This is a genomic window from Paraburkholderia sp. BL27I4N3 (assembly GCF_003386115.1).
Classification (GTDB): domain Bacteria; phylum Pseudomonadota; class Gammaproteobacteria; order Burkholderiales; family Burkholderiaceae; genus Paraburkholderia.
On record NZ_QREJ01000001.1, the window covers coordinates 6,158,219 to 6,170,820 of the forward strand.

Sequence of the window (12,602 nt, forward strand, 5' to 3'; positions counted from 1 at the left end):
GTGCGTCCGTGGGAACGGACGGGTTCTGGGGTCGGACGGCACATCGTCCAATCATGCGCCATCCGGAAACAATGCGCCAGCGGGCACACCCTGGCTCACGCCGCGCCGTCCACAGACCTGGCCGCCACCGTCCGCGCAACATGGAAGGCGCGGTAAGTTACACGGCGGCTTCAGTAACCCTACGAATTGGCATGTCGATTATCGTTGCTCATGTGCCGGCGCACTGTAGCGCCGGCCTTGTCTCGATGGGAGCGAGTTCATGAAAAAATCAATCTTGAGCGCGGCGCTGAGCGCCGTTCTGACTCTGGCCGCGACTGCCGCGTTTGCCCAGGAAGCGCCACCGCCCGCGGCCCCTCGGTCGCACGGCGAGCCGCAGCACGGCGACGGGCCGCCGCCGCTTGGCCGGATGGGTCCGATGGGCCCCGGCTTCGCCGTGATCAACGATCTGGAACAGTTGCGCCGCCTTTACGCCATGAGCGGACATGAAGGTGAAATCATCGCCGTGTATCACGACGTGTTGAACAAAACGCAAGATCCGATGCTGCGTCATTACGTGTACGACTCGCTGGCTCGCGAGCAGTTGAAGCCCGCTAATCCGGACCAGGCGATCGCTACGCTGCGCACCAGTCTGTCGGAAGACCTCGCCGCTGCGAACAAGGCGCCGCACGGCGCGCCAGGCGGGATGCCACCGCCGGCTCAGGCGCAGTAATGCGCGCGACGGCGTCGTGGTGCAAGTCTCGCTGTGACGCCGCGCATGAACGATGTGATCGGTTTAAGGCGCGCTTCGCCGCTGCGTCTCTCTCTAGCTGAGTGATCGCTCGACAGGCAAGCCAGTGCGTGTCAGGCGCGGCCGTTTTTTCGCCTGACGATTGGAAGCGCTCCCGCCTGGACCCGGTCTAACCATTCAGCATCCTGCGTTAGCTTTCCCACATTGCCGCTTCACTGACCACTTCTCATCGTCCGTCAGGTGATTAGGATATGAGCACCGCAACACTCGTGCTCTGGTGAAGAATGCGCTACCCGCTGAACATGGCCGTTGCCGCCGTTCTACTGGTTTTTGTCCTTGGCTGCATCATCAAGCTTGCCTTGAGTTGATGGCCGAATAAGCACGGCGTCGCACTCGCCGTTGGGCGACCCCACGCCACTTGCTGGCGCGGCCGATCCTCATCCGCACATCCTCCCTTTTCCCGTCACGTCCGCTGACTTCGCTGACTTTCACGACACGCGAAAGCCTCACGCGACACCGCTTCGCGCCATGACATAGGACGAAATAATTGTTGAATGGAGTTCGGGAAGTCACGCGCCCATACTTCGTTTCGCTGCCGGTGCGTAAGAAACAAAACGCATGAGATCAAGGGTGCTTCACGTGCGAGACGTTCGCCGATGATCAACGATCCTACGGTTGCCCGATCATCGAGAGAACGTTCGAACATTCCGGCACCGCGTGCCGACGACAGGATCAACAATGTTGCCTACTTCAATGAAATTTCTCAGAAAAAATGCCGCCCGTCTGGCCTGCGTGGCGATGGTCTGCTGCAGCGCACTGCTGACCGGTTGCGCCGGCGGCAGCATCAAGGATGCAAGCGCGGCGAGCACGCCGGTCCAGGTGCGCCCGGACAACATCTATGTCTACACCTTCGACGCCAATCCGGACCAGGTCAAACTGGACGGCGGCATGATGCAGAAACTGAAGACGCAGCTCGAAGGTTCGTCCGCCGCGCAAAAACAGGCCACCGATGCCGCCGAAGTCCGCGAGCAGGTCGCCGACGAAATCGTGCATCAATTGCAGTCGATGGGTCTGCGTGCGATCCGCTCGGACATCCCCGCGCCCGCCGATCAGAATGTGCTGCTCGTGCAAGGCAACTTCGACACGATCGACTCGGGCAATCGCCGTCGCCGCCTGTTGATCGGCCTCGGTGCGGGCAAGAGCCAGGTGAGCAGTTCCGTGCAGATTCTGTATAAGCCCGCCGGCGGCGCGCCGCGTCTGGTGCAGACCTTCACCGCGAACGCCGACAGCGGCAAGGCGCCGGGTATGGTCGAGACTGCCGGCGTGGGCGCGGCGGCCGGCAGTATCGCGACCTCGGCGGCAGTCGGTGGCGGTCTGCATGCCGTATCCGAAAAGAAACGCGCCGGCGTGTCAGCGGATGCAAAGCGCCTCGCCGACGCGGTGGCCAAGCAGATTGGCGAGATCGGCGTAAGCGGTGGCTGGCTCTCGACGGAGCACGTCAAAGGCTGATAACCCGTCGCCGGTTGGTTGAATCGCAGCGGTCGTGAACGGCGTGAACGGCGCGCGGCAGAGTCGGAATTCGATCCGACTCTGCCGTTTGCTTTCAGGTCTTCGTATAACGCAGCCACACCGCACCGTGGTCCTTCTGTTCAACGGACGTGAGCTTCAGATACGCGGGCGCTTGCCACTTCTCCATTGCCACTTCGAACGAGGAAGGGTGTTCGCTGCGGCCATCCACCAGCGGCAAAATCAGCACGCTCACTTCGTCGACGAGGCCCGCGTTCACGAACGCGCCGCTCACATGCGAACCGCCCTCTACGATCAGCTTCTTCACACCGAGTTCACGCGCGAGCGTTTGCACGACCTTGCCGAGATCGAGTTCGGTCTTGCCGCCGAATATGTACGACACGTCGATCGATTGCAGGTAAGCGAGGTAGTCGTCGGCAACCTGTTCGGTCAGCACTTCGACCACGTGCGACTTGAGCGCGGTGTTGCTCTTCCACGCCACGCGGCCTTGCGGATCGATTGAGATCGCGTACTGATCCGCTTTGCGTTCGACGAAGTGATCGGTGCGCGGCACGGCGCCCTTGGCGAGCCCTTTCGGATAATCCGTGCCATGCGCAATTTCTTGCATGGTGACGCGTCCGCAGATCCAGCCGTCGGCTTCGAAATTGGCTGCGGTGCTTTCGTACAGGTCCGAGGCGTAGTCGAGATGCCAGCCGTCCGTCAGGCTGCGGCCGTCGAGCGAGGACATCATGTGAGCGACGATATAAGGGTTCATGCGTCAAGCCTCCGTGTCAGGTCAATGAAGAAACCTTGCAGCAAGGGCTGTTCCGCAACCGCGTTGATTCCGTTTGGGCAGGGTGCGTGACCTCGGTCGCGCGGCAAGCGGCCGATCCATCCGTGACCTTGCCAGGCAAGCCGCGGCGAATGCGCGACGCGATGTCATGCCGTGCGGCGAGCGGTAAGCGGCTAGCGGCTAGCGGCTAGCGGCTAGCGGCTAGCGGCTAGCGGCTAGCGGCTAGCGGCTCAGTATAGGCCACCGTGATGCGGCGCCGGTCGCGCATCGGCCATGGCACGCAGCGACTCCAGTCCGCGTTTGATCCAGCTTTTCACCGTGCCGACCGGGGCATCGAGCGTATGCGCGATCTCCGATTGCGACTGACCCCGGAAATAGGCAAGCGCGATCGCCTGGCGCTGAACCGGCGCCAACTGGCCTAGATAGGAGGACAGACGCTCGGCATCCAGCGCGAACTCCTGCCAGACGTTCACGTCGGCGTCGCTTGCGGCAATGCGTTCGTCCAGCTCGTCAACATATACGCCGGAGTACGGATTGCGCCGCAAATAATCGAGCGCCTGATTCTTCACGATGGTCGACATCCACGTGGACGGCGAAGCCTTGCCCGGGTCGTACGATCCGGCGAAGCGCCAGATCTTGACGAAGCCTTCCTGCACGACTTCTTCGGCCGATTCGCTGGTGCGGGTGACACGCACCGCAAGGCCGAACAGCGACGGCGCCGACGCCCGGTACAGCGCCTCGAACGCGCCGGCCTCGTGCCTCGAAACACGTTCGAGGAGCGCCGCGAGATACGCGCTCTTCTGATCCAGTGCGGACGCGCTGATGGTCGCGTCGGTCGAAGCATCATGTGACATTGCACATCCTCCGGGACGGTGCGCGCGCGTTATTCCTGACCGGCCTGCGGCGACTGCGATCCGGCAAACCAGCCTTCTTCCCGCGCGACACGCTCAAGCGCCGCCTCGACCATCGCGCAAGCCCGATTGCTGACGTCGCCCAGATAGCGGTGCAGCGCGGCGTCCTGCGCAGAGCGCGACGTGCACGCGTCGCTGTAGCGCTCGAACGCCGACAGCTTCATGACCAGTTCCGCGAGGTGACGCGGACATTCGCACGCGATCGTCGAAGAACGGCTCGCAATCACTTCCAGCTCGCGGTCGTCGTAGCGACGGCGCACGCGCGACCACACGGCGTCGTCGCCGATGCGTTCCTGAATGCGGACGCGTTCGCACAGGTCGCCGAGCATCTGACGGAATTCGGTGCGGCTGTCGGGCTCGCGATAAAGACGCACGCCCGCCACGCGCAGAATCTCCGCCGCCGGGTCCGTGCCGAAGCTGTAGACGACCGCGATCGCTTTTGCGCGAACCGCGTCGCCGAGCGCGACGACCTGCGACGCGACGTCCTCTTGCAGGGAGTCGACGCTGACCAGCAAGGCGTCGATCGGCGCGCCGCGCTCGGCGCTCGTGCCGCCACTGGCCACGGCGATGGAGAGATCTGCAAACGTGAGCAGTTCGTTCACGCCATAGGGCCGCAAATCGACGCCCGACGCCCGAAAACGCTGCGCAAGGCTGCCGCCCACGAGGGCGAGCCTGAGATCGACGGACTCGACCAGCGGCAGGTCGGTTGCGCCGCCGCTCTCGCGTCCGCCGCGCGCCGCCAGAAACTGCAATTGCTCGCGATCGAGCCGCGCGATCGCGCCGATCGCGTGGCCGCGGCTCACCAGCAGTTTGATCAGACTGAGTCGCCGGACGTCGTCTTCCGTGTACAGACGCTGGCCTGACGCGGTTTTGGCGGGCCCGACCACGCCGTAACGGCGCTCCCAGATCCGCAAGGTCGTAACCGGCATCTTGGCCAGACGCGCTGCTTCGCCGCTTCTGTAGCCCTGTTGAGCCGGTTGCTGCTCGTCAGATGAAGTCATCATGAAACCCTAAATGAGCCGATGTTCGTTTCAAGCATAGTTCATTTCACGCGACATGAAACGATTTAGCGACTCATTTTCCAACGCTGAAACGATATTTTTGATGCACCATGATTTTTAACGGCTACACCACGCGCTAACCTGCAGGCGGAATGAAATGTGCCGCCTGACCCGCCGCATAAAGCGGCGGCGCAGGCGGCACAATTTGCGCAACAGACACGATGCGCCAACTCGGTCGCTTAAGCGACCTTATAGCGCTCCAGCCAATGAGCATAAGGCGCCGGCAACGTCCACGACGGACGCTCGATGCCGAGCTTTTTCGCCGCATGATACGGCCAGTGCGGATCGGCCAGATGCGCGCGGCCGACCATCACCAGATCCAGTTGACCGTCCTTCACCGAACGGTCCGCCAGTTCCGGCGTGTCGATACCCCACGCCGACGAAACCGGAATCCCGGCCTCGCGGCGCACGCGCTCGGCGATCGGCGCGAGAAACGCCGGCGCCCACGGAATCGCCGCCTTCGGCGTGGAGAAGCCCACGCTGACGCTCAGCATATCCAGTCCCTCACGCTTGAAATTCCTCGCCAGTTCGATCGATTCGACAAGGGTTTCCTCGTCGCGGCCGTCGTACTCGATCACGCCGAAACGCGCCGTCAACGGCAGATGCTCCGGCCACACCTTGCGCACCGCCGCCAGCGTTTCGAGCAGGAAGCGGCTGCGGTTCTCCAGGCTGCCGCCGTAGGCGTCGTCGCGCTGGTTGGAATGCGTCGAGAAGAAGCTCTGGCCGAGATAGCCGTGCGCGAAATGCAGTTCGAGCCATTCGAAGCCCGCGTCACGCGCACGCTTCGCGGCCGCGACGAAATCCTCGCGAACGCGCGCGATGTCGTCGAGCGTCATGGCTTTCGGCACCTTCGGCAGACCGCCGCCGAATGCGATTGCCGACGGCGCGATGGTTTGCCAGCCGCGGCTGTCGTCGGCGGCGATATGGTCGTCGCCTTCCCACGGACGGTTGGCGCTCGCTTTGCGGCCCGCGTGACCGATCTGGATGCCGGGCACCGAGCCCGCGGCCTTGATCGAGGCCACCACCGGCGCGAAAGCCTGCGCCTGCTCGTCCGTCCAGATGCCGGCGCAGCCCGGCGTGATACGGCCTTCAGGCGACACGGCCGTTGCCTCGACGATCACCAGGCCCGCGCCGCCGCGCGCCAGACCGGCCAGGTGGATGCGGTGCCAGTCGTTGATCAGGCCGTCTTCGGCGGTGTACTGGCACATCGGCGGAATCGCAATCCGGTTACGCAGGGAAACGTCTTTGAGCTTGTAGGGCTGGAACAATGCGGACATCAGGCTAAACTCCTCTGGACTTGCTTGTACGGTAGTTCGATAAACATCGAATAACGAAGTATCGCAGAAACCTTTATCATTTGCAGCATGCGCACTTATAACCACCCCGCCGCCGAGGATTTCGCGCTCGGGCGGCTCTTTCATGCACTCAGCGACCCGGTCCGCCTCGAGATCGTGCGGCGCCTCGCGTCGGTCGACGAGGCCACCTGCGGCGAACTCGACGGCGGCCGCCCGAAGTCGAGCGTGTCCCATCACTTCCGGATCCTGCGTGAAGCGGGTCTCGTGCGCACGCGCGTGGCCGGCACCGTGCATCAGAATTCGCTGCGGCGCGCGGAACTGGACGCCCGGTTTCCGGGCTTGATGGAGGCGATTCTCAAGCAGATCGTCGCGGAACCGGTGGAGAGCGAACCGGCTTGACGTCACGGCGCGGCGTCGCGCGCGCGATGATCCGCCGCTTCTATTCCCGCCAAAGCTTTCGCATCAGCGCGAGCAACGCCGTCGGGGCCGTGCCTTTTTGACAATACCCGTCGAAATTGTGACGTGCCTTGCCGGTTTCCTTCACGTGATCCTCATCGAGCGACGTGAACGCGACAATGCCCAGACTCTGCGTCGGCAGACAGCTGCGTAGCGCGCTCGCGGTTTCGTAGCCGTCGCGCTCCGGCATCATGATGTCGAGCACCACCACGTCGGGCACCCAGTCCCGCACGCAGCGCAGCGCCTGCTCGCAGCCATCGGCGGCGCGAGCTTCGACGCCTTCATAGGAGAGATAGGTGGCGAGCGCTTCGGCGGCGCCGACGTTGTCGTCGACGACCAGTACGCGCGGCAATTCGTGCAATACCCGGATCTCACGGGCGCTCCATCTTTGGCAAGTAGCGGGGGTTCGGGACATAGGCGTGACCGCTTGCGATAGAAACATCAGCGGACAGCAAACGGCATACCAACGGCCGGGGAAGCAGCGTCACGAAATCGGGGACGTTGCCTCTACCGTATCGCGCGCCGCTTCTTCACGTGCTGCGCACGCATGCCTGAGCGACGCCCCGAAGCCCAGCCACAACACCAGCGAACCGGTCGACACCGCACCGAGCGCGATAAACGCGGCGGGATAACCGAAACGGTGCGCGAGAATTCCGCCCAACGCCGGGCTCAAGGCCGCGCCGGCGCCCTGCACCGTCATCACGACGCCCTGGCCGACGTTCACGCGCCCGCTGCCTTCCAGCAGACGCACCACCAGCGCCGGCACCGCGACGCTCTGCAGACCCGCGCCGATGCCGTCGAGCGCTTGCACCGGCCACACGCCCCACGCGTGAATCACCGACGCGGCGATCAGCCCGCGCAGCGGCAGCGCGAGGAAAGTCAGCAGGATCACCCACCAGTAGCCGCCCCAGCGAATCAGCCGGTTCGCCAGCATGGCGGCCGCGACCATCACGAGTTGCGCGATGACGATGGTCTGCGCGGTGAACGCGCTCGGCTCGCCTTGATGCGCGGCGACGATCGCGAGCCCGTAGAGCGGCAGCATCGCCGCGTTGCCGAGGTGGAACAAGCCCAGCGCGGCGGCGAGCAGGAGCAACGGGCGGGATTGCAACAACACTCGCAAGCCGCTCGCCGGCGGTTCGCCAGTGGCGGCCGATGCGCCGGCGTTCAGTTCGGCACCGGCGCCCCGCGCGGCCTCGTGATCGATCGCGTCGCCCGGAATCGACGCCACGGCGACGATCGACAACAAGCCGAACAACGCGCTCAGGACGAACACCGCGCCGAATCCGTAGCGCCAGCCCAGCCAGCCGGACAGTGCCGCCGCCACGACATTGCCGCCATGATTGGCGACCTGATTGCGGCCGAACTGCCGGTCGAAACCTTGCTGCCTGACCATGCCGAGCGTCATGCCCGCCAAGGCGGGGCCGATCGCCGCGCCGGTGATCGCGGTCGCCACCTGCGACGCCGCCACCATCCAGTAACCGTGCGAGATCCACAGCAGGCCGGACGCCAGCATCGTCATCAGGCCGGCGATCACGACCAGAGTGCGTTTATGCCGCGTCGCGTCGACCAGCGCCCCGGCCGGCGACGTCGCCAGCATGCCCGCGATGCCGCCGATCGTCATGACCGTGCCGATCTGATCGGCGCCCCAGCCGCGCGCCTGCAGGAACACGCCGAGAAACGGTCCGATGCCCGCTTGCACATCAGCCACGAAGAAGTTCAGCGCCTCGAGCGCGCGCCGGGGGCTCACGAGGCACTCTGCACGGTTGACCGCCGGCGCGCGTCGCGCGGCGAATGGTTCGGGCGTATCGGCTTCAACATGCGGACGACCTCACTGGCAAAGCGTGCCGGGATGGCGGCCAGCCCGATGCAACTCGTATGCCATCGGCGCGCGAACGCCGCGCGTGCGTGCCGGCGCTCCACGACGCCGCACAGCGCTGTCCGATTCGTGGACAGCGAATGTCCAACGGCGCAACCGCGAGCGGGCGTCCGGCCAGCCTGCAATCCGGCCGGACGCCCGCCGTCGGCGCGAGCACCACGGGCCGGAATTTTGCTACTGTCTAGCTCCTGTCCTTCTCCGCGCACTTCATGGCCGCTGCTCCCCGACGTTTATCGTTCGCCAGTCAGCTGATCGTTTTCTGGCTGCTGGTTGCAGTGATGTGTGCGGCCCTGATCGGGATCGTGTGGTTCATGGCGCAAGCGAATCTCGGACGCCAGATCGGCGTCGCCCGTCAACAGGGGCTGGCCGGCTGCGAGACGATCGGATCGCGCTACGACCTGTCCGTCGACCGGGCGGCGGAGCCGGCCGCCACGCCGCCGGCTCCGCCCAACGTGCCGAACACCGACCTGATGCACGCGATCCTCGACATCGTGCTCGCGCAAATGGACGGCGTGGAAGGCGGCTTCTGGCGTCCGGAAGGCGCGCCGCGCGGCAGCTTCGACGCGTATGCGTTTCCGACCTATCAAGGCAGCGGCATCAAACGCGACATCCCCGATGCCGAGACGCCCTTGATCCTGCGCACCTTGCGCGCGGCATCCACCACGCATACGGCGGCATCCGAATTCGTCGAAGGTCAGCAGGACGCCGTGATCGTCACCGCCTGTCCGGTGCCGCATCGGGATGGTTTGTTCGCATGGACCCTTTCGCGCGTGCATCCACCACTCGGACCGTCGGGCAAGGCGCTCGTGACCGCGCTCGCGGTACTGCTCGCGGTGATCGTCGGTATCGCGATCGCACTCGGCGTTCTGCTGCGACGCTGGCGCGCCAATCTCGCGCGTATCGAGGCCGGCCTGAGCCGGCCCGCCGACCTGTTCACCCCGATCGCACCAACCGGCGAGCCCGACCTCGACAAGATCGTCCACGCGTTCAACGCCTACGGCACGCGCGCCACCTCCTTGCAGCAGCAGGCCGGCGAACTGCATGCGCAGCTCGCGGCCGCGGAACGGTTCGCGGCGATCGGCCGGTTCTCCGCGCAAATGGCGCACGAAATCCGCAACCCCATCGGCGCGATGCGGCTCAAGGCGGAAAATGCCCTGAACGGCGACGCCGAACGCAAGCAGCGCGCGCTCGGCGCGATCCTCGAGCAGATTCAGCGGGTGGAGCGGCAGCTTTCGGGTCTGCTGGCGCTGACGCAACCCGTGCGTGTCGACGCCCACGCCGTCGACTTGCGCGGTTGGCTGGCCGAGCGTGTGGAATGGCATCACGACGCAGCCGCACGGGCCGGTGTCGCGCTCGCGTTGGAGTGCGCCGAAGCGCTTCCCGCCCAGGCATGCTTCGACGCGGAGCAACTGGCGCGCGCCATCGATAACCTGCTCCTCAACGCTTTACGTCATACGCCATCCGGCGGCAACGTCACGTTGCACGCGGCGCGGCACGCCGAAACGCTGCGAATCGAAGTGACCGACGACGGACCCGGCGTGCCGCAAGCCGAGCGCGAGCGAATTTTCGAACCGTTCGTGACCGGCCACGCTGCCGGTTCGGGGCTTGGCCTCGCCGTAGTACGGGAAATCGCCGCCGCGCATGGCGGCCGAGCCTTTCATGAAGCGCGCGAGCGCGGTGCCTGTTTTGTGATCGAGATCCCATGGCGCACATCCTGATCGTCGACGACGACGACGCCTTTCGCGAGAGCCTCGCCGAAACGCTCGGCGACCTTGGCCATGTGATCGAACAGGCCGGCACAGGCGAGCAAGCGCTTGCGCAGCTCGCCGGCGACGCCCGCATCGATTGCATGTTTCTCGACATCAGGATGCCGGACCTGAGCGGCATCGACGTGCTCGAGCGTCTGCGCGCGATGCCGGCGCGCGCGGCGCTGCCCGTGGTCGTGCTGACCGCCTTCGCCACCAGCGACAACACCATTCACGCCATGCGGCTCGGCGCTTTCGAGCACCTCACCAAGCCGGTCGGGCGCGACGCGATTGCGTCCCTGCTGCGCAAGATCGAAGCGTCCAATCGAGGTGCGGCTAATCCGGCGCTGCCGGCGTCGAACGAAGACGTCAGCGACGGCACGCCACGCCTGCTCGGCAACAGCGAGGCGCTGCGCGACGCGCAAAAGCAGATCGGCCGCGCCGCCGCCACGGATTCGACTGTTCTGATCACGGGCGAAACCGGCACCGGCAAGGAGGTCGCGGCGCGCGTCCTGCACGACGCGTCGCGGCGCCGCCATGCGCCCTTCGTCGCGATCAATTGCGCGGCGATTCCCGCTGACCTTCTGGAGAGCGAACTATTCGGCCACGCGCGCGGCGCCTTCACCGGCGCAGTGACGCAACGCGCCGGGCGCATCGCCGAGGCGAACGGCGGCACGCTGTTTCTCGACGAGATCGGCGACCTGCCGTTGCCCATGCAAGCCAAGCTGCTACGCGTGATTCAGGAACGCACGCTGACGCCGGTCGGCAGCAACACGAGTGTGCCAATCGACGTGAGGATCGTGGCCGCAACGCACCGCGACCTTGCGGAGGAAGTGGCAGCGCGCACGTTCCGCGAGGATCTGTTCTACCGGCTCAACGTGATTCCGATTCATCTGCCGCCGTTGCGCGATCGCCCCGATGACATTCTCCCGCTGGCCGCGCACTTTCTCATCGCCGCCGCCAACCTCGCCGGTCCCGTGCGGACCCTGAGCGCCGATGCCGAACGACGCCTGCTCGCGCACGCATGGCCGGGCAACGTACGCGAGTTGAAGAACGCGATGGAACGGGTCGCGGCACTCGGCCGCGGCCCGCTCGTGACCGCCGACGATCTGGCTTTTCTCACTGCGCCGCGTGCCGCCGCGAACGGGATTCCCGCCGCGCTGCTCGATCTGCCGCTACAGCAGTCGATCGAATGGCTGGAGCGCGCCGCGATCGAACGCGCGCTGCAGCAGACCGGCGGCAATCGTGCGGAAGCCGCACGCCGCCTCGGCATCAGTCGTCAGTCGCTCTATACGAAGATCGCCGCGTACAAGCTGGGTTGATGCGCTTGCCGGTGTCCATCCGGCTGACACCCCGCGTCCAGCCAGCCGACAGCCTGAACCGGACGCCGTGGCGCAAAGCCTTACGCGACAGCACATAGCGGCATGGCATGGTGGTTGCAAAGACTCCTGCACGACATTGCTGTCGAAGGAGTCTGACCATGAACCGCTTTAACCCGATCGCCCGCGCGGCGTCCGTGCTCGCCGTGATCGCCACGACGGCGGCTTGCGCGGCACAACCTGTGCCCCCGCCACAGCCAGGCGCGCCGCTGCCGCCGCCCGCGCCGAGCGCCAACGCTCCGCTGCCGCCACCCTTCGCCGAAGCTCCGCGCGACGGCGCTCCCGCGACTGTGAGCGGCGTGCTTCAGCGTTTTGTGATCAACCCGGAAGGCGACGTCGACGGCATGCTGCTCGCCGACAACACGCTTGTCCGCTTCCCTCCGCATGTCGGCACTCAAGTGGCCGCAGCCTTCGCGCCGGGCGCGACGGTCAACGTGAACGGCTTCGCGCAGCCCGGCGGAACGCTGCGCGCCCGTCAGATCGCCGACGCGAACAACGGCCGCAGCGTTGTCGATCAACCGCCGCCGGCCGACACCCAACGTCCGCCGAAGCTGCTCGCCGGCGTAGGACTCGTCAAGCTCGATGCAACCGGGCGCGTGCTGCGCGTCACCAGCGCGCCGCGCGGCGAACCCGACGGCGTGCTGCTCACCGACGGCACGGTGATCAAGCTGACGCCGCCCGCGGCTGCGCGCTTCGCCAACCTGCTGCAACCGGGCGCGACGATCGCGGCGCAAGGCTACGGCACGCGCAATCGCTATGGCGAATCGCTGCAGGCCACCGCTTTCGGCACGCCTGGCAATCTCACGGTGATTTACGACGTCCCGCCCAGGTAATCCCGACTCATCACTCGAAT

12 protein-coding genes are annotated in these 12,602 nt (G+C 65.6%); 6 read left to right on the forward strand and 6 right to left on the reverse strand.

What is annotated here, in order from left to right:
* Positions 1 to 259 precede the first annotated feature (259 nt).
* Both B0G71_RS27960 and B0G71_RS27965 read left to right on the forward strand, forming a co-directional pair.
* On the forward strand, positions 260 to 709 hold the full coding sequence (locus B0G71_RS27960; RefSeq protein ID WP_116145844.1) for a hypothetical protein: 450 nt from the start codon (positions 260 to 262) through the stop codon (positions 707 to 709).
* 756 nt (positions 710 to 1,465) lie between these two features.
* A complete protein-coding gene (locus tag B0G71_RS27965) occupies positions 1,466 to 2,236 on the forward strand; it encodes a DUF4410 domain-containing protein (protein ID WP_404935408.1) in 771 nt (256 codons plus the stop codon).
* Positions 2,237 to 2,330: 94 nt separating this feature from the next.
* On the opposite strand, the gene B0G71_RS27970 is transcribed toward B0G71_RS27965, so the two are convergent.
* The 4 genes from B0G71_RS27970 to B0G71_RS27985 all read right to left on the reverse strand — a co-directional run bounded on the left by B0G71_RS27970 (position 2,331) and on the right by B0G71_RS27985 (position 6,275).
* Positions 2,331 to 3,008: a dihydrofolate reductase family protein gene (locus B0G71_RS27970; RefSeq protein ID WP_116145846.1), complete on the reverse strand. Its 678-nt coding sequence runs from the start codon at positions 3,006 to 3,008 to the stop codon at positions 2,331 to 2,333.
* Between the two features lie 248 nt (positions 3,009 to 3,256).
* The gene (locus B0G71_RS27975) at positions 3,257 to 3,880 is read right to left on the reverse strand and encodes an RNA polymerase sigma factor (protein ID WP_116145847.1); all 624 of its coding nucleotides are present in this window, start codon (positions 3,878 to 3,880) and stop codon (positions 3,257 to 3,259) included.
* A gap of 29 nt (positions 3,881 to 3,909) precedes the next feature.
* A complete protein-coding gene (locus tag B0G71_RS27980) occupies positions 3,910 to 4,941 on the reverse strand; it encodes a MerR family transcriptional regulator (protein ID WP_116145849.1) in 1,032 nt (343 codons plus the stop codon).
* 236 nt (positions 4,942 to 5,177) lie between these two features.
* A complete protein-coding gene (locus B0G71_RS27985; protein ID WP_116145851.1) occupies positions 5,178 to 6,275 on the reverse strand; it encodes an NADH:flavin oxidoreductase/NADH oxidase in 1,098 nt (365 codons plus the stop codon).
* An 87-nt stretch (positions 6,276 to 6,362) separates the two neighbouring features.
* Between B0G71_RS27985 and B0G71_RS27990 the strand changes: the two genes are divergently transcribed.
* Complete coding sequence (locus tag B0G71_RS27990; RefSeq protein WP_116123250.1) at positions 6,363 to 6,692, forward strand: helix-turn-helix transcriptional regulator; 330 nt, start codon at positions 6,363 to 6,365, stop codon at positions 6,690 to 6,692.
* Positions 6,693 to 6,732: 40 nt separating this feature from the next.
* Here B0G71_RS27990 and B0G71_RS27995 read toward each other — a convergent pair whose 3' ends face one another.
* Both B0G71_RS27995 and B0G71_RS28000 read right to left on the reverse strand, forming a co-directional pair.
* Positions 6,733 to 7,164: a response regulator gene (locus tag B0G71_RS27995; RefSeq protein ID WP_181916836.1), complete on the reverse strand. Its 432-nt coding sequence runs from the start codon at positions 7,162 to 7,164 to the stop codon at positions 6,733 to 6,735.
* A 69-nt stretch (positions 7,165 to 7,233) separates the two neighbouring features.
* The gene (locus tag B0G71_RS28000; RefSeq protein ID WP_116145852.1) at positions 7,234 to 8,496 is read right to left on the reverse strand and encodes an MFS transporter; all 1,263 of its coding nucleotides are present in this window, start codon (positions 8,494 to 8,496) and stop codon (positions 7,234 to 7,236) included.
* A 338-nt stretch (positions 8,497 to 8,834) separates the two neighbouring features.
* Between B0G71_RS28000 and B0G71_RS28010 the strand changes: the two genes are divergently transcribed.
* The 3 genes from B0G71_RS28010 (at position 8,835) to B0G71_RS28020 (ending at position 12,582) form a co-directional block, all read left to right on the forward strand.
* The gene (locus B0G71_RS28010) at positions 8,835 to 10,343 is read left to right on the forward strand and encodes a HAMP domain-containing sensor histidine kinase (RefSeq protein WP_116145856.1); all 1,509 of its coding nucleotides are present in this window, start codon (positions 8,835 to 8,837) and stop codon (positions 10,341 to 10,343) included.
* On the forward strand, positions 10,328 to 11,692 hold the full coding sequence (locus tag B0G71_RS28015; RefSeq protein ID WP_116145857.1) for a sigma-54 dependent transcriptional regulator: 1,365 nt from the start codon (positions 10,328 to 10,330) through the stop codon (positions 11,690 to 11,692). Before B0G71_RS28010 ends, B0G71_RS28015 begins: the two co-directional genes overlap by 16 nt.
* 158 nt (positions 11,693 to 11,850) lie before the next feature.
* On the forward strand, positions 11,851 to 12,582 hold the full coding sequence (locus B0G71_RS28020) for a hypothetical protein (RefSeq protein ID WP_116145859.1): 732 nt from the start codon (positions 11,851 to 11,853) through the stop codon (positions 12,580 to 12,582).
* Positions 12,583 to 12,602: the final 20 nt, after the last annotated feature.

Bases quoted from the DNA above. Each gene is read 5' to 3' on its own strand.
- B0G71_RS27985 (WP_116145851.1), bottom strand. From the start codon at position 6,275: ATGTCCGCATTGTTCCAGCCCTACAAGCTCAAAGACGTTTCCCTGCGT.
- B0G71_RS27975 (WP_116145847.1), bottom strand. From the start codon at position 3,880: ATGTCACATGATGCTTCGACCGACGCGACCATCAGCGCGTCCGCACTG.
- B0G71_RS28020 (WP_116145859.1), top strand. From the start codon at position 11,851: ATGAACCGCTTTAACCCGATCGCCCGCGCGGCGTCCGTGCTCGCCGTG.
- B0G71_RS28015 (WP_116145857.1), top strand. From the start codon at position 10,328: ATGGCGCACATCCTGATCGTCGACGACGACGACGCCTTTCGCGAGAGC.
- B0G71_RS27990 (WP_116123250.1), top strand. From the start codon at position 6,363: ATGCGCACTTATAACCACCCCGCCGCCGAGGATTTCGCGCTCGGGCGG.
- B0G71_RS27965 (WP_404935408.1), top strand. From the start codon at position 1,466: ATGTTGCCTACTTCAATGAAATTTCTCAGAAAAAATGCCGCCCGTCTG.
- B0G71_RS28010 (WP_116145856.1), top strand. From the start codon at position 8,835: ATGGCCGCTGCTCCCCGACGTTTATCGTTCGCCAGTCAGCTGATCGTT.
- B0G71_RS27970 (WP_116145846.1), bottom strand. From the start codon at position 3,008: ATGAACCCTTATATCGTCGCTCACATGATGTCCTCGCTCGACGGCCGC.
- B0G71_RS27980 (WP_116145849.1), bottom strand. From the start codon at position 4,941: ATGATGACTTCATCTGACGAGCAGCAACCGGCTCAACAGGGCTACAGA.
- B0G71_RS27960 (WP_116145844.1), top strand. From the start codon at position 260: ATGAAAAAATCAATCTTGAGCGCGGCGCTGAGCGCCGTTCTGACTCTG.
- B0G71_RS27995 (WP_181916836.1), bottom strand. From the start codon at position 7,164: ATGTCCCGAACCCCCGCTACTTGCCAAAGATGGAGCGCCCGTGAGATC.